At 59.5% G+C, this 16,459-nt stretch carries 14 protein-coding genes and 1 pseudogene; 5 read left to right on the top strand and 10 right to left on the bottom strand.

The features are described 5' to 3' along the window. The coding region (locus RCH91_RS19720) for an HAD-IC family P-type ATPase (RefSeq protein WP_306536880.1) at positions 1-1,456 on the bottom strand (1,456 nt) is incomplete at its 3' end. Positions 1,457-1,565: 109 nt separating this feature from the next. Here RCH91_RS19720 and mnmH point away from each other — a divergent pair. Then, positions 1,566-2,615, top strand: coding sequence for a tRNA 2-selenouridine(34) synthase MnmH (mnmH, locus tag RCH91_RS19715; protein ID WP_306536878.1), 1,050 nt, complete (start codon positions 1,566-1,568; stop codon positions 2,613-2,615). A gap of 32 nt (positions 2,616-2,647) precedes the next feature. Here the strand turns inward: mnmH and RCH91_RS19710 are convergent, their stop codons facing one another. Next, positions 2,648-3,499, bottom strand: a complete 852-nt coding sequence (locus tag RCH91_RS19710) for a rhomboid family intramembrane serine protease (RefSeq protein WP_306536876.1) — start codon at positions 3,497-3,499, stop codon at positions 2,648-2,650. 248 nt (positions 3,500-3,747) lie between these two features. On the opposite strand from RCH91_RS19710, the gene RCH91_RS19705 reads away from it, so the two are divergent. Then, on the top strand, positions 3,748-3,903 hold the full coding sequence (locus tag RCH91_RS19705; protein WP_306536874.1) for a hypothetical protein: 156 nt from the start codon (positions 3,748-3,750) through the stop codon (positions 3,901-3,903). Between the two features lie 25 nt (positions 3,904-3,928). Continuing rightward, positions 3,929-4,417: an adenosine-specific kinase gene (locus tag RCH91_RS19700; RefSeq protein WP_306536872.1), complete on the top strand. Its 489-nt coding sequence runs from the start codon at positions 3,929-3,931 to the stop codon at positions 4,415-4,417. Between the two features lie 81 nt (positions 4,418-4,498). Here the strand turns inward: RCH91_RS19700 and RCH91_RS19695 are convergent, their stop codons facing one another. From RCH91_RS19695 to malQ, 3 genes and pseudogenes are all read right to left on the bottom strand, one after another. After that, positions 4,499-5,089, bottom strand: a complete 591-nt coding sequence (locus RCH91_RS19695; RefSeq protein ID WP_306536870.1) for an ACP phosphodiesterase — start codon at positions 5,087-5,089, stop codon at positions 4,499-4,501. Between the two features lie 96 nt (positions 5,090-5,185). Next, positions 5,186-6,472 (bottom strand): homocysteine synthase, encoded by a 1,287-nt coding sequence (locus tag RCH91_RS19690; protein WP_306536868.1) that lies wholly within the window; start codon positions 6,470-6,472, stop codon positions 5,186-5,188. Positions 6,473-6,599: 127 nt separating this feature from the next. Then, a pseudogene (gene malQ, locus RCH91_RS19685) lies at positions 6,600-8,144 on the bottom strand (4-alpha-glucanotransferase); the annotation flags it as partial. Between the two features lie 79 nt (positions 8,145-8,223). Here malQ and RCH91_RS19680 point away from each other — a divergent pair. Then, on the top strand, positions 8,224-8,388 hold the full coding sequence (locus tag RCH91_RS19680; RefSeq protein ID WP_306536864.1) for a hypothetical protein: 165 nt from the start codon (positions 8,224-8,226) through the stop codon (positions 8,386-8,388). On the opposite strand, the gene ftsH is transcribed toward RCH91_RS19680, so the two are convergent. From ftsH to RCH91_RS19655, 5 genes are all read right to left on the bottom strand, one after another. Continuing rightward, positions 8,382-10,241: an ATP-dependent zinc metalloprotease FtsH gene (gene ftsH, locus RCH91_RS19675; RefSeq protein ID WP_306536884.1), complete on the bottom strand. Its 1,860-nt coding sequence runs from the start codon at positions 10,239-10,241 to the stop codon at positions 8,382-8,384. The two genes, RCH91_RS19680 and ftsH, sit on opposite strands and share 7 nt — an antisense overlap. A 104-nt stretch (positions 10,242-10,345) precedes the next feature. Beyond that, positions 10,346-10,933 (bottom strand): CRISPR system precrRNA processing endoribonuclease RAMP protein Cas6, encoded by a 588-nt coding sequence (gene cas6 / locus RCH91_RS19670; RefSeq protein ID WP_306536862.1) that lies wholly within the window; start codon positions 10,931-10,933, stop codon positions 10,346-10,348. 436 nt (positions 10,934-11,369) lie between these two features. Further along, positions 11,370-12,125: a succinate dehydrogenase/fumarate reductase iron-sulfur subunit gene (locus RCH91_RS19665; RefSeq protein ID WP_306536860.1), complete on the bottom strand. Its 756-nt coding sequence runs from the start codon at positions 12,123-12,125 to the stop codon at positions 11,370-11,372. Further along, positions 12,125-14,038, bottom strand: coding sequence for a fumarate reductase/succinate dehydrogenase flavoprotein subunit (locus RCH91_RS19660; RefSeq protein WP_306536858.1), 1,914 nt, complete (start codon positions 14,036-14,038; stop codon positions 12,125-12,127). The genes RCH91_RS19665 and RCH91_RS19660 overlap by 1 nt, the downstream gene beginning before the upstream one ends. 9 nt (positions 14,039-14,047) lie before the next feature. Continuing rightward, positions 14,048-14,710, bottom strand: a complete 663-nt coding sequence (locus tag RCH91_RS19655; protein ID WP_306536856.1) for a succinate dehydrogenase cytochrome b subunit — start codon at positions 14,708-14,710, stop codon at positions 14,048-14,050. 607 nt (positions 14,711-15,317) lie between these two features. On the opposite strand from RCH91_RS19655, the gene tgt reads away from it, so the two are divergent. Next, positions 15,318-16,424, top strand: coding sequence for a tRNA guanosine(34) transglycosylase Tgt (gene tgt, locus RCH91_RS19650; RefSeq protein ID WP_306536854.1), 1,107 nt, complete (start codon positions 15,318-15,320; stop codon positions 16,422-16,424). Positions 16,425-16,459 lie beyond the last annotated feature (35 nt).

Raw genomic sequence — 16,459 nt, 5'->3', positions numbered from 1 at the left:
CGATGCCGAGCACCTTGAAGCCTTCCCGTCCGAGACTGTCATGCAGGGCCTGAATCTTCTCCAATGCTGCTGCATCCAGCGGTTGCGCGCCTTGTGCTTCGCCCAGGGCATACTGTGTGGACAGTCTGAGGATATCTTCCGGCGAGCCCTTGACCACCAGCAGCCGCTTCTCACCATTGTCGAGCAGTACGGATACGCGCCGCCGCTCGAAGTCGAAAGGCACTTCGTCGATTTTGCGCCAGCCGCGGACATTAACCTCCCGGTGCTCAAGAATTGCGTCATCCAAGGGGCTTTTAAGGCCGGTCTCGAAATAGCTGTTGAAATAAGCCAGTTGGAGTACCTGCGCGCTGTTGTTGCCTTGCGCGTCCAGATGGCGCTCCAGGCGGATTTTGGCCTCGGTGAGGGTGCCGGTCTTGTCGGTGCAGATGACGGTGCAGCAGCCCAGAGTTTCCACCGACGACAGCTTCTTGATGAGGGCGTTGCGCCGCGCCATCCGCTGCACCCCCATGGCGAGGGAAAGTGTCACCGTTGGCACGAGACCCTCGGGAACGAAGGCGACGATCATCCCCATGGCGAAGATGAACCCTTCGGCCGTTTCCACGCCGGCCAGCGCCACGGCCAGGGTGAAGAAGAGGATCCCGATGCCGGCGGCCAGGGCAGTGACGACCCGGGTCACCCGCCCCAGCTCCACCTGGAGGGGACTCGGCGCCACCTCTAACCCCTGGGTGAGAGAAGCGATGGCGCCGAAAGCCGTTTCCATGCCGGTGGCGAAGGCAACCGCCCTGCCGGTGCCCGCTGAAACGGTGGTGCCGGCGAATACGAGGTTGGGCAGCTCCACCCTCCCCATTCCGCCGCCGGGGACCGGATCGCTCGTCTTGCGCACCGGATGGGATTCGCCGGTGAGAACCGACTGGTCGATCCGCAGCTCCGCCTCGGCGATGAGGCGGCCGTCGGCGCAGATGCGGTCACCTTCGGCCAGAAGCATCACATCGCCGGGCACCAGCTCCTCGGCCGGGAGGCGAAGCTCCTCGCCGTCCCGCACGACCCGGGCAAAGGAGGGGAGCAGCATTCGGAGCGCCTCGGTGGCCTTTTCGGCCCGGTATTCCTGCCAGAAGCTGAAGACGCCGTTGATGACGTTCACCAGCCAGATGGCCACGCCGAGCTGGGGCATCCGGGCGAGAAAACCAACGATGCCGCCGACCCAGAGGAGGATCGCCATCAGGTGGGTGAAGTTGGCCAGGAACCGGACGATGAGGGGCCGGCCGCGGACCGGGCGAATGGCATTGGGGCCGAACCGCTCCAAACGCTGTGCCGCCTCCGCCTGCCCCAGTCCAGCGTTGCCGGTCCCCAGTGCCGCACCGACTTCCGCGATGGTGAGGGTGTGGATGGCTGCGCGGAGCTTCCCGCTATCTTCACTGACCGTTGCGCCGTCCATGACAGGGTAATTGTATCCCATCTTTGCGCAATGGCACCTGGAGCACGGCAGATGGTCCGGTCCATGACCGCAGTTCTTGCCAAACCCTCTCCTTACCCCGTATAATACCTCGCTTTGCAAGGAGATTTCCGTGACCAGAACTGTTTCATTCCATGAATCGCTCCTCGACACTCATCTGGTGGTCGATGCCCGGACCCCCCTCGAATACGAGGAGGACCATATCCCCGGTGCCATCAACGTGCCGCTTCTCACCAACGAGGAGCGGGTGGAGATCGGCACCCTTTACAAGCAGACCGGCTCCCTGGAGGCCCGGCGCCGCGGACTCGAGCTGACCGCACACCGCTTCCCGGCCATGGTGGAGGAGATCGCGGCAGCCGCCGCGGGCCGCCCCATCCTCGTCTACTGCTGGCGCGGCGGGTTGAGGAGCAAGACCATCACCTCCATCCTGGACCTCACCGGCTTCGACGCCATTCAGCTCGTGGGGGGGTACAAGGCGTTCCGCCACGTGGTCACTACATACTTCGAGCCGTTCACTCCCCCTGCCCCCCTCGTGGTGCTCCACGGCATGACCGGCGTCGGCAAGACCACCTTCCTCCTCCAGCTTGCCGAAGCAGGGCACTCCGTTATCGACCTGGAAGGGCTCGCCTGCCACCGGGGGTCGGCCTTCGGCTCCCTGGGGCTCTGTCAGGATCTCTCCCAGAAGCGGTTTGAGACACTCCTCTGGGATGCCTTCCGGAAGCTGCCGGCCGACAGGGCGATCCTTCTTGAGGGAGAGAGCAAACGGATCGGCCGGATCAACCTGCCGGGGAACCTTTACGAGGTGATGCGGGAGAGCGTGAAGATCTGGTGCAATGCCTCAGTTGAGACGCGGGTGGAACGCCTCATAGGGGAATACGGATTGCCAGAATACCGGCAGGGAATGGCCGATGCCCTGGAGCGCATCCGCAAAAAGCTCGGGGGAGAGAAGCACGAGGAGATTTCGGGGTATCTGGAACGGTGGGAGATGGGTCCCTTCATGGAAGGGCTCATCCGGCACTACTACGACAAGCTCTACTACAAGACGCGGGAGTGGACCGAAGACGCGATCGTGTCGCTGGAGGACTTTGCCGCCGGACGCCATGAACTGGAGGAGTTCCTGGGCGCCCGGCAGTGGCGGTCAGAGGAGAAAACGGGAACGTAGCGAAAAACTGGAGCCGTGAGCATTGCCACCCTTCAATGGGGTGCCCCTCCTGCAAACATGAAATAGGCGGACAGCAGCCCCAAAACGAGCGACGCGGCCGATGCCAGGACGCACCCGCCGGCCAGGAACTTGTGGAAGAGGTTCTCGGCCCGCCGCTCCCGGTAACCGAGCAGGAACCCCAGGATGATCCCCCCCAGAACCCCGCCGGCGTGGCCCCAGTTGTTGATCCCCGGCACGATGATGCCGAAGAGGAAAAGCCCCACCACCCATCCCCACACCTCCTTGAAGACCGCCTGCCCGTAGACCCCGCCCCGGCTCTTGCCGTAATAGAGCAGTGACCCGATGAGGCCGCACAGCGCAGCCGAAGCGCCGATGGTGTAGCCGACCCCTGCCAGGTATGACACCACGTAGCCGGCAACCCCGCCAAGGGTGTAGATGGCGAGCATCCGCCAGGTCCCGTACTCCTGGGCCACCAGCGGCAGGAGCTGGCGCAGGGCCATCATGTTGAACAGGAGGTGGAGCGGCCCTCCGTGGAGGTAGTTGGCGGAGAGGAGCGTCCAGAAACGGCCGTAGCGGTCGATGGGGACGACGCCAGTGGAGCCGAGGGCAAAGAGGCTCCCCTGGCTTGGGGAAAGGGCGGTAAAGAGCCCCCCGTGGCCGGGAGCGCGATTGCTGATAAGCAGCGACACCACGTACATCACTACGTTCACCGTGATGATCAGGGAGACGAGCCGGTCGGCGCTCCCCACGCTCCGGGTGAAGGGGTTGTTCTTCAGCCACGAACCGGGGCGGGCAGTGCCGCACCAGGGGCAGGAAGGCTCGTCGCGGCTGATGAGTTTGCCGCAGTTGGGGCAGAGGATCGAGCGGCGCTCGGGAGTTGACATGGATTGACCTCGCGTTCAGGAATGACCGGTGACCCGCATGGGGCATGACAAGGTTGCGCGGTATCACCGTATCCTACCGCGGAGCCCCTCCCGGTGCAAGGAACCTCTCGGGAGACGAAGATTTCCCTTGGAGTTTCAGGCATCTGAAAATCCATGCCGGGTTGACACCTACCATCGGGCGACTATAGTTAAAGTGCTTACATAACATCCGCGGCATTAAACCATTTCCCGCAGAGGAGGAGATTGACATGCTCTACTTCGTGAAAGAAAAAACCATCCACACCTTTCCCGTGTCGAAAAGGTGCAATGTGAAGCGCGAGAAGGAGCAACTGCGAGACACCATCCCCCACGACGTTGAGAAGTGCCCTTACTGCATGCACTGCTGGCCCGGCGAGGACAAGTAGCGCTTCTCTGTCACGGGAGAGAGTCATGAACCTTGAAATCCACTCCATCAAAATCGACATTCCCGACGGATGCAACATCATCCTCGGCCAGACTCACTTCATCAAGACCGCCGAGGACCTCTACGAGATCGTCGCCACCACCGTCCCCCAGGCAAAATTCGGCATCGCCTTCACCGAGGCGTCGGGTCCGTGCCTCATCCGCACCGAGGGGAACGACGACGAACTGACGGGGGTCTGTGTGCGGAACCTCCAGGCCATCGGCGCGGGCCATGTTTTCTGCATCCTGCTGCGCGACGCCTACCCCATCAACATCCTGAACCAGATCAAGAACTGCCCCGAGGTGTGCACCATCTACTGCGCAACCGCCAACCCCCTCCAGGTAATCGTCGCTTCCACGACCCAGGGATGGGGGGTCCTCGGCGTCATCGACGGCTTCCCCCCCAAGGGAGTGGAGTCGGACGACGACCGGCAGCAAAGACGCGACTTCCTGCGCACCATCGGCTACAAGCGCTGAGGATTTTTATCCAACAAATTCAAATGCTCCGTAACGCAATAGGGACATCTCGCTGCATCAGCGGATGTCCCTATTTTTGCCCTACCCCCGATACTCTGCCCCCACAAACGCTTCCGTAAAGGCCATGAGATCCGGGTAGAACCGGCTGAAATCCCCCCGCAATCCGTCGTAGCAACGAAGGAGCTCCTCGGCTCCGTCGGCCAGGGGGTTCTGTCTCCCGATCCGTGCCGCCATCCGGCTGAGTACCCGCCCTATCCCTTCAGGATCGGCATAGGAGGGAATCCACTCGCCGAAGATGGCGGGGACGACCCGCACAAGTCGTTCGGGAAGGAGAACGGCGCGACTCCGCACCACGGCCTCGGCCCGGGCGATGAACTCCGCCAAGGGTTCGGCGGCGTAGTGGTCCCAGTGGGCGGCAAGAAAGTGGTCGTAGAAGAGGTCCACCAGCACCCCGCGATAGAGGCCGAAGCGGGGTTCGATCCTGTGCCGGCTGGCCTGGAAGGCGGGATGCCGGCCGGCAAAGGAGTCGATCCGGCGGTGAAGCTCCAGGCCGAGGGTGACGCGGGGGGGGAAACGCCCTTCAAGCCGCCCCTTGACGAAGTCCCCCATCATGTTGCCGGTGAGGATGTCGGGATCGTTGCCCGACAGGTGCAGGTGAGCGAGAAAGTTCATGGTAGTGGTGTACCGCTGACCTCCTGACTATGCAAATGAAAAAGGCGACCCATAAGGATCGCCCCTTTCGCAATGCCGGTCGGAAGCCGGCGCCGTTTATCCCTGCGACGCCGTCAGCGCCTGATCGATGTCGGCAATGATGTCCGCCACTTCCTCTATACCAATGGAAAGGCGAATGTAGTCCTGAGTGACGCCGCTCGCCAACTGCTCTTCTTCGGAGAGTTGCTGGTGGGTGGTCGAAGCGGGATGAATCACCAGTGACTTGGCGTCGCCGATGTTGGCCAGGTGTGACAGCAGCTTCACGCTGTCGATGAACCTTTTGCCCGCCTCGAGCCCCCCTTTGATGCCGAAGCCGATGATGGCCCCTTCACCCTTCGGCAGGTACTTCCTGGCATTCCCGTGGTCTTTGTGGCTCGCAAGCCCCGGGTGGTTCACCCAGGTGACAAGGGGATGCTTCTCAAGCCACTGGGCAACGGTCCGGGCATTGTCCACATGCCGGGCCATCCGCACCGGGAGGGTCTCCAGCCCCTGGAGGAAGAGGAAGGAGTTGAAGGGAGAAAGGCAGGCCCCCATGTCGCGCAGGAGCGTGACCCGCATCTTGAGGATGTAGGAGAGGTTGCCGAGGGCATCCCAGTAGCGGAGGCCATGGTAGGAGGGGTCAGGCTCGGTGAACTCGGGGAACCGGCCGTTGTTCCAGGGGAAGGCTCCGCCGTCCACTACCGCTCCGCCAATGCTCGTGCCGTGGCCGCCGATGAACTTGGTGAGGGAGTAGACAACGATGTCGGCGCCGTGCTCCAGGGGTTTGAAGAGGTATGGCGTGGTCACGGTATTATCGATCACGAAGGGTATACCGGCATCGTGGGCGATACCCCCGATCGCCTCGAAATCATCCACATTGTTCTTGGGATTCCCCACTGACTCGGAGTAGACAAGGCGGGTCTTGTCGTCGATGGCCCTGCGGACGTTCTCCGGGTCGGAGGTGTCGACGAACTTCACGGTAATCCCCAGTTTGGGGAGGGTGTAGTGAAAGAGGTTGTAGGTGCCGCCATAGAGATAGTTTGTAGAGACGATATTCTGACCGGCCTGTGCGATGTTAAGGACCGCATAGGTGATGGCCGCCTGGCCCGAGGCAAGGGCGAGGGCCCCGACGCCCCCGTCCAGCTCGGCCAGCCTCTTTTCCAGCACGTCGCTGGTGGGGTTCATGATCCGGGTATAGATGTTGCCGAATTCCTTGAGCCCGAAGAGGTTGGCCGCATGGTCGGAGCTCTTGAAGGAGTAGGAGGAGGTCTGGTAGATGGGAACCGCCCGCGAGAGGGTCGTGGGATCGGGTTCCTGGCCGGCGTGGAGTGCGAGGGTATCAAAGCCTTTTTTCGTGTCGGACATGGGAATCTCTTTTCCTGGTGGTCAGTCGGTATAACCCACCACCAAAGTTAAGTACATTGAGCCACACTGTAGGCAATACCTACCGGCCGTGTCAAGTACATTCACAGGGTCAACCGCCCATTCTCTCTTACTTTCTACCGTAGAGGGTCGTCAATTCCAGAAGCCTTTCTGCATGCTTCTCCGTCGCCCCTCCCGCCCCGAATCGCCACGACCAGTTGCCGCCGGGTGTACCGGGAAGGTTCATCCGGGCAGAGCCGTCGAGGCCGAGAATATCCTGCAAGGGAAAGATCGCCAGATCAGCAACGGAAGCGAGGCCAAGACGGATCAGCTCCCAGTGGATCTCCCTGCCGGAAGTTCCCGAGTAGGCAAGGACCCCCTTGCGGTGTTGCGGCGTCAGGGAGTCGAACCAGCCAACCGTGGTATCGTTGTCGTGGGTACCCGTGTAGGCCACGCAGTCGGGGGTGTAGTTGTGGGGCAGATAGGGGTTCCCCGGCCCGGAATCGAAGGCGAACTGGAGGATTTTCATGCCGGGAAAGCGGTAGCGGTCCCTGAGTTCCTCTACCTCGGGGGTAATCACCCCTAAGTCCTCGGCGATGATGGGGAGTTGCCCCAGGGCGCCGAAGACGGCGTCGAAAAGGGGAGCGCCCGGCCCCTTGACCCACGTGCCATTGATGGCGGTCTTCTCCCTGGCCGGTACCTCCCAGCAGGCCTCAAAGCCCCGGAAATGGTCGACCCGCACCATGTCACAGAGCGCGAAGCAGCTGCGGAACCGCTCGATCCACCACTGGTACCCCTCGGCAGCCATGGCCTCCCAGTTGTAGATGGGGTTACCCCACCGCTGGCCGGTCTTGCTGAAGTAGTCAGGGGGGACGCCGGCAACGACCGTCGGTTTGTCTCTCTCGTCAAGTTTGAAAAGGTGGGGGGCGACCCAGACGTCGGCCGAATCAAAGGCAACGAAGATCGGGATGTCGCCGACGATGCCGATCCCCTTGCCGTTGGCATACTCCCTTATGCGGTGCCACTGGCGGAAAAACTGCCACTGGGCATACTTCTGCTCACCTATTGCCACACCGAGCCGGGTCGAATACTTCTCGAGGGCTGCCGGCTCCCGTCGGGCGATCTCCTTTGGCCAGGCGTTCCAGCTCTTCCCTCCGAAATGGTCCTTGAGGGCCATGAAGAGGGCGTAGTCATGGAGCCAGGGGGTGGTGTCGCAGAAATGCCAGTACTCCTCTTTCCGCTCGCGGTCGCCATGGACGTAGAAACGGGCGGCGGCAGCCTTCAGAAGTGGAATCTTGTAGTTTTCCACCAGGGGAAAATCGACGCGATCCTCCGGAAAAACGGGTACTGGCGCACTGCCATCCAGGTCACCCTCGTCGACGAGGGCGGTCAGGTCGATGAGGAGCGGATTACCCCCGAAGGCGGAGTAGCACGAGTAGGGGGAATTGCCGTAGGCAGCCGGGCCGAGGGGGAGAATCTGCCAGATGCTCTGGCCGGCGGCTTCCAGGAAGTCGATGAAGTGCCGGCACTCCCTGCCAAGGGAACCGATTCCCCCTGGACCCGGGAGGGAGGTGGGGTGGAGGAGGATGCCGCTTTTTCTTCGGTGACGCATCGATGCCTCGCTTTCAGTTAAAACCGTTGCCAACGGGGCGGCCGATTGTATACAGTAAACCCCGAAATGTCTGGCAGGCCGTCACGACAGCCTGCTTCAGTTTCTGTTGCAGAAGAAATTCCTGCCAAGGAGCATCCGCACCATGGAAACCATCAAGACTGCCCTTTTTGAAACCCTCATGGAGAGCGCCGTCCCCGACGGCGACGACGGCTACCTTTTCACCCTGGAGGGGAAGACTTACCGGATCAAGGACACCCTGGAAATCTCGAAAATTGCCCAGGATCACGGTTATATCATTATCTACTGACCGTTATCCAGACCGAGCAGCTGGTCGATCCGTTTCCCGTCAAGGGTTTCCTCGTCGATGAGTGCCTCCGCGAGAACATCGAGCTTGTCCCGGTTGCCGGCAATGATCTCCTCGGCCTTGACCTCCGCCTGCCTGATGACGGCGGAAATCTCCTGGTCGATGAGCCATGCCATCTGCTCGGAAAAGGTCTTTTCCTCCGCCAGTTTCCGGCCGAGAAACGGGTGTTCCTCGCCTCGATGGAAGGTCATGGCGCCAATCTTGTCGCTCATCCCCCACACGCAGACCATCTTCTCCGCAAGTTCGTTCACCATCTTGAGATCGTTCTGCGCGCCCGTGGAGAGGTCGCCGAAAACTGTCCGCTCGGCCACCCGCCCCCCAAGGGCTACGGAAAGCCGGTTCACGAGGTACGTTTTCGAGTAGTGGTAGCGGTCGTCCTCCGGGAGCTGCTGCGTCACCCCAAGGGCCTGCCCCCGCGGGATGATCGTCACTTTGTGAACCGGATCGGTGCCGGGGAGCAGTTTTGCCACCAGCGTGTGACCCGCCTCGTGGTAGGCGGTGATCCGCTTCTCCTGCTCGGTGATGTACATCTTCCGCTCGCCACCCATGAGAACCTTGTCCTTGGCCTGCTCCAGGTGGTACATGGTCACCGTGGATGAATTCTGCCGCGCCGCCAGGATGGCCGCCTCATTCACCAGGTTCTCCAGGTCAGCGCCGGTCATCCCCGGTGTCCCCCGGGCGATCACCGCCAGCACGACGTCCTTGTCGAGGGGAATCTTGCGGGTATGGACCTGCAGGATCTTCTCCCGGTCGCGCCAGTCGGGACGATCCACCACCACGTGCCGGTCGAAGCGGCCAGGGCGAAGCAACGCCGCATCAAGAACATCGGGACGGTTAGTGGCCGCCATGACGATCACCTCGTCATGGGGATCAAAGCCATCCATCTCGGAGAGGAGCTGGTTCAGGGTCTGCTCCCGCTCGTCGTGTCCACCGCCGAGTCCTGCGCCGCGGCTTCTCCCCACGGCGTCAAGCTCGTCAATAAAGATGATGCTCGGTGCCGACTTCTTGGCCGTGGCAAAGAGGTCGCGCACCCTCCCCGCTCCGACGCCGACAAACATCTCGATGAACTGGGATGCGGAGATACTGAGAAACGTCACGCCTGCCTCGCCGGCAACGGCCCTGGCAAGGAGCGTCTTCCCCGTTCCGGGAGGACCGACCAGAAGAACCCCCTTCGGCACCTTTCCACCGATCTGTTGAAACTTCTTTGGGTCCTGCAGGTAGTCGACGATCTCCTTCAGCTCCAGCTTGGCGTTCTCCATGCCGGCCACATCATCAAAGGTCACCTTGCTCTTTTCGCCCGGGGTGTACATCTGAGCCCCCGACTTGGAGAACCCCCCCATCATCGCTCCGGGGTTCTGCCCTCGCATCCCCCGCATGACAAGCCACCAGACGCCGATGATGAGAATCCAGGGGAGCAGGTACAAAAGCCCGCTCACCAGGGGGGACGTCTCCGTCGTAACCGCGGTAACATCCACCTTCCTGGCCTGCAAATCAGCCATGAGGCTCGCGTCCTCAATGGCCGGCTTGATGGTGGTGAATCGGGCGGCCTCCCGGGTAACAGGCTTCCCGGAAGAGGAATCAGTCACCGTCACCTTTTTTCTGAACTCCCCGCTGATCGAATTCCCTTTGATGGATATCTTCGTGATATTGTCGGCAGCCAACTCATCCTTGAAACGGCTGTACGAGACCGGGGCACCGCTGTCAACGGACTGTCGGGCGAAAAAAGCATACATGAAGTTGAACGCGATGATCAGGGCAAATATCCATATCATCGGCTTCCAGACCGATTGGCCCATGGGTGGCTCCTTCATGCCGGCCCCCCGCGTGAGCGGCTGTTCCGGCAGAAAATGACATAGCAGTCAGTAAAGTGGTAACACACGCGACTTGTTTTGCAAGGGTATCAGGGTTCCTCGGCCGCCACAGTGAAGCGCCCGAGTCCAAAGGGTGCCCCCTTCCCCACATTGAAGAGTTCGCCGAGAAGAAGAAAAGGGATGAATTCCTCAGGCATACTGGTCAATATCGCCTCACCCGCCAATCCGGCAAGCTTCCCCCCCCCTTGACTGCCTCCCCACTCGACCCAGCGGATCGTGCATTTCGACACGCGAACCGCTTCGCTGAGAGAGGTCAGCCACCTGTAATCAGCCGGAATGCCGTCGTCGCAGTAGTACGAAGCGAGGGATGAGGCACGCCGGATGAGGGTGCGAATAAAGGGAGAAAAAGAGAAGTGGCGCATGGTTCTCCCTTCCTGCATAAGCTTGAGCGGAGTGACAAGACGCAGTCTCATTGCTGGCGCATTGTCCAGCAGGCGCGCATCTCGGAGTCCCTCTGCGGTGAGGAGGTTGAGTGAGTCAGCATTCTCCCGCGGACTTCCTTCGGAATAAATTAGAGTCGGTTCGTCATGGTAGCCCAGGGACTCGACCCGTTCCACCACAGCAGAAAGCTCATTTTTCTTCGTATGTTTGTCAAAAAGGAGCCTGACGGCATCCACAAATTCCCTCACGCACCGGGTTGCCATTCCAACAAGGGTCAGGCGGACTTCAAAGTAAAGGCCCGCGTTTGGTGGATCGGGAAAAACCGGAAAGGAGAACGCGAAGGGAAGGGGGGGTTTCTGGTGCCTCTTCACCGCTGCCGGATCCGGGCTCAGTACTTGGGCGAATACGATCCGGCAGGGGCACTCCTCCGCCCGAGCGCACCGACCACACTCTCCACCCAAACAATCCACCGCCTGCTGAAAGACACCCTGGAAACCATCGCGGACGCGGAAAAGCAGATACGGATCAGGCACGTGATCAGCAAGGCGAATTGTTACCCGCAAGACTGCAAATGTCATATCTGTCCTAAGCTAAAAAAATAGGGCGGATCGTAAAATCCGCCCTATTCCACCGTCACTGTGTACGACTATCGTCCATGATATCGGCTGTTCCTTAGAAGAGCGACTTCAGGTATTCCCTGTTCAGCTTGGCAATGAACTTGACATTGATCCCCTTCGGGCAGGCAGCCTGGCACTCGTAGTGGTTGGTGCAGTTGCCAAAACCACACTCCTGTAAGGTTTCCGTCATCTCCTTGACGCGGCGTGCCGCCTCGGCCTGGCCTTGGGGCAGAACCGCAAGCTGAGACACCTTGGCAGAGGTGAAGAGCATGGCCGAACCATTAGGGCAGCCTGCCACGCAGGCCCCGCAACCGATGCACTCGGCGGCGTCCATGGCATACTCGGCTTCGGGCTTGGGAACCAGAATGGCGTTACCGTCGGCAATTCCACCAGTGTGGGCCGACGTGTAGCCGCCAGCCTGGATGATTGTGTCAAGGGCAATACGATCAACGACCAGATCCTTGATAACCGGGAATGCCCGGGCGCGCCACGGCTCAATGTAGATGGTGTCGCCATCCTTGAACATCCGCATATGGAGCTGGCAGACCGTAGTACGGTCCTGTCCGCCGTGGGCCATGCCGTTGATGACCTGCGAGCACATACCGCAGATGCCTTCGCGGCAGTCATGATCAAAGGCGATAGGATCCTTGCCTGCCTTGATGAGATCCTCGTTCACTTCGTCGAGCATCTCAAGGAAAGACTGGTCGGGACTCACATCCTTCGCATCGTAGACCTCGAACTTCCCTGGATCTTTTGGGCCCTTCTGGCGCCAAACATGGAGAGTAAGATTCATGGTTTTATCGTGGCTCATTATTTGTAGCTCCTTATCGCCAGATGGACGTTCTCAAACTTCAGCGGCTCGATGTGCAGTTCAGGCTCTGCATTGGCCCCTTTGAACTCCCATGCGGCGGCATGGCAGAAGTTTTCGTCATCACGCTTAGCTTCACCGTCGGGCATCTGGTGCTCGACCCGGAAGTGACCACCGCAGGACTCATTGCGGTAGAGGGCATCGCGAGTCAAGAGTTCCGCAAACTCAAGAAAGTCGGCTACACGGCCAGCGTTCTCCAGATCCTGGTTAAACTGGGCACCCGAACCGCTGACCTTGACGTTCTTCCAAAACTCTTCGCGGAGCACGGGGATCTTCTTGAGGGCTTCCTTGCAGCTCTGATCGCTGCGAGCCATGCCGACGTTCTCCCACATGATCTTGCCCAGCTCGCGATGGAACTCACTAACCGTCTTCTTCCCGTTGATCGAGATGAGCTTCTTCATATTGTTGTTCACATCATCGACCGACTTCTTGCACTCGGGGTTGTCGGCCTTAACCTTGCCCGGCGCCGTTTTTGCCAGGTAATTGGCGATGGTGTAGGGGATGACGAAGTAGCCGTCGGCAAGACCCTGCATGAGAGCACTGGCGCCAAGTCGGTTCGCGCCGTGAACCGAGAAGTTTGCCTCGCCGAGGACGAAGAGTCCCGGGACGTTGCTCTCGCAGTTGTAATCGACCCAGAGACCACCCATGGAGTAGTGGGGAGCCGGGTAGATACGCATCGGCACCTTGTAGCCATTCTCGTCGGTTATCTTCTCGTACATCTCGAAGAGGTTGCCGTACCGCTCGCGGATCGTGTCTTCCCCAAGACGCTTGATTGAGTCCGCGAAATCGAGGTAGACACCACGCCCGCCAGGACCCACGCCACGATCGTCGTCGCACTGCTCCTTGGCGGCGCGGGAAGCGATGTCACGGGGAGCCAGGTTACCAAAGCTCGGGTACTTCCGCTCAAGGTAATAGTCACGCTCTTCCTCTGGTATCTCGTTCGGACCGCGCTTTTCGCCCTTTTTCTTGGGAGCCCAGCAGCGGCCATCGTTCCGCAGAGATTCAGACATCAGGGTAAGTTTTGACTGCTTGTCGCCGTGCTGCGGGATGCAGGTCGGGTGAATTTGAGTGTAGCAGGGGTTGGCAAAAAAGGCGCCTTTCCGGTGGGCCTTCCAGGCGGCGGTGACGCTGCACCCCATGGCGTTGGTGGAGAGGTAGAAGACGTTCACGTAGCCGCCGGTGCAGAGAACTACCGCGTCACCAACGTGACTGCGAATCTCACCGGTCACCATGTCACGGACTGTGATCCCCTTTGCCTCACCGTCGACAACGATCAGGTCGAGCATCTCGGTGCGGGGGAACATCTTGACGGTGCCGGCCTTGATCTGGCGGGCAAGGGCCGAGTAGGCGCCGAGCAGAAGCTGCTGTCCCGTTTGCCCCCGGGCGTAGAACGTACGGGAAACCTGGGCACCACCGAAGGAGCGGTTGTCCAGGTAGCCGGCGTAGTCACGGGCAAAGGGAACGCCTTGGGCCACGCACTGGTCGATGATGTTGTTGGAAACCTGGGCAAGACGCCAGACGTCGGCCTCGCGGGCACGGAAGTCGCCCCCCTTGATGGTGTCGTAGAAGAGACGGTAGATGCTGTCACCGTCGTTCGGGTAGTTTTTGGCGGCGTTGATCCCACCCTGGGCAGCGATGGAGTGGGCGCGGCGGGGGCTGTCCTGGTAGCAGAAAGCCTCGACATTGTAACCGAGCTCGCCGAGTGACGCGGCAGCGGCGCCGCCGGCAAGGCCGGTGCCCACGACAAGGATCTTGTATTTACGCTTGTTGGAGGGGTTAACCAGCTTCATGTCGAAGCGGTGCTTGTCCCATGTTTTTTCAATTGGTCCAGTCGGACATTTTCCGTCGAGTATCACTTGAACCCCCTAACCTTTCAGAATGCCGGTAACGATGACGAAGGGAATGGACGCATAGCCGAGGAGAAGAACAACCGCGGCGACCATGCCAATCTTGCTAAAAACCGGAAGAGTCTTTTCATTATTCCAGCCCATCGTCTGGAAGAAGCTCTGGATGCCGTGGGAGAGGTGAAGAAACAGCACCACCATCGCAGCAATGTAGATGAATGTAATGATGCCGTAGGAGAAGCTGTTGGTCACCATACCAAAGACATCAATGCGCCCCAGCGCGTCGACACCGATCTTTATATCGGGAGTGGCGCGGATGGTGAAGTGGAGAAGGTGGTAAATGATGAAGGCCAGAAGAAGAAGCCCGGTATAGAGCATGCTCGTGCTCGCCAGGGTGGCCTTCTTGAGATTCTTGACCGCATAGGTCTCGGCGTTGGCAGCACGGTTCTCAAGGCTCAACTGGATGCCGAAGAGAATGTGGATGCTCGCCACACAGACCATAACAAGACGGAAGGCCCAGACCAGGGGAGGAAGTGCGTGGAGGTGCTCGGCATATGCGTTGATGCCGCCGGGAATGAAGATGGATGAGTTGCCAAGCATATGGACGATAACAAACAGCACCATAAACTGGCCGGTGATCGCCATAAGGACTTTTCTTCCCACAGTACTCGTGAACAGTTGCATAATGGTATCCCTTTGCGCGTATTCGTTGTTCTGGAAATTGATACTCATGCCGACGATCCAATCTTCCTCGCATCTATCCAGCCTGCGAAGGAAGGCTCAGTCGGCCTTACGGAGAAAACCTTTGAACCGGTTGCGGAGGCGCCCGCCATTCCTTACAATTGTCCATAGTTCCCTCCTCTACAAGGATTTTGTTCAACCTACTATCGAGAACCAAAAGAACAATATTAATTAATTTTAACTTTTTACTGTATACTGTATACTAAACGCCGTTTTAAGAAAAAGCAATAAAAAAGTGGTTCTGGAAAGGGTGCGAATCCTTATCCCGCCTGAACTTGAGGACGGATCACACCAGGCGAGAGGTGGGCTTCGCATGAAACCTTGCATGCAATGCCAAAAAGAGGCTGTTTCCGTTTATAATGCTACTATGAAGCAGGTTCTTCCCTGCAGCCTCAGGTGCGCTTCGAATGCGATCCGCGCTCGACAGCAAGGTTGCTTTTTCATGCCTGTTCTGCTAACAATGCTGTCCAACCATGCGGAAAAAAACAGGAAGTAGCTGAATAAATACTAATCTTAGGGCGTTGTAATCCAAATCTCCCGAAAAGGCAACATGAAATTTAAGCTCAATAAAAAGGACAAGAATACCGCAGCCCGGCGGGGTACCCTGGTAACCCCCCACGGAATCATCGAAACTCCAATATTTATGCCTGTGGGCACCCATGCCGCCATGAAGGCGATGACTCCTGTGCAGGTCAGGGAAACCGGCGCCCAGATCATCCTCTCCAACACTTACCACCTGCATCTTCGCCCTGGTGAAGAATTGATTGCGAAGGCCGGAGGGCTTCACAGCTTCATGGCCTGGGACGGTCCGATCCTCACCGACTCCGGCGGTTTCCAGGTCTTCTCCCTCCCCAACAAACGAATCACCGAGGAAGGGGCCTACTTCAAGCATGAAGTCACCGGCGAGGAGGTATTCCTCGACCCGGCCCGGGCAATTGCCATCCAGGAGGCGCTGGGTGCCGACATCATCATGGCCTTTGACGAGTGCATTCCCTACCCCTGCGACCGCCAGTACGCTGCGAAGTCAACCCGCAAAACACTGCGCTGGGCCGAGCAGTGCAAACAAGCACAGACGCGGAAAGATCAGGCACTTTTCGGCATCGTCCAGGGAAGTGTCTTTGAGGACCTTCGTGCCATGTGCGCCAAGGAACTTGTGCAGATGGATTTCCCCGGTTATGCCATCGGCGGCGTCTCCGTCGGCGAGGGGCTGGACCTGCTGAAGAAGGTTGTGGAGTACACGGCCCCCTATCTGCCGGAAAACAAACCCCGCTACCTCATGGGCGTGGGGCTCCCCGAGGATATCCTTGAAAGCGTCGAGCGTGGAATGGATATGTTCGACTGCGTCATTCCAACCCGCTACGCCCGCAGCGCCACCCTCTTCACCAACCGGGGGAAGATCCGCCTCACCAACCGCAAGTACCGGCGCGACTTCTATCCCATCGAACCCAACTGCAACTGCTACGCCTGCCGGAACTTCACGCGGGCCTACATTCACCATCTCTTCAACGCCAACGAGGTCCTCTCGGCAATCCTCGCCAGCATTCACAATGTCCACTTCTATCTTGCCATGATGGCGGAAATCCGCGTAGCCATTGAAGAGGGACGTTTTGCCGAGTATAAGCGGAGCTTTCTGGATGCATACCTGAAGGGAGCATAGGGGAAAATCGGACATTTTTGCAATTCACGGGGCAT

Source organism: Geobacter sp. (assembly GCF_030834625.1).
In the GTDB taxonomy this organism is placed as follows: Bacteria; Desulfobacterota; Desulfuromonadia; order Geobacterales; family Geobacteraceae; genus Geobacter.
Note: the sequence above shows the minus strand (reverse complement) of the source record. Positions and strands in the feature narration are given on the sequence as shown.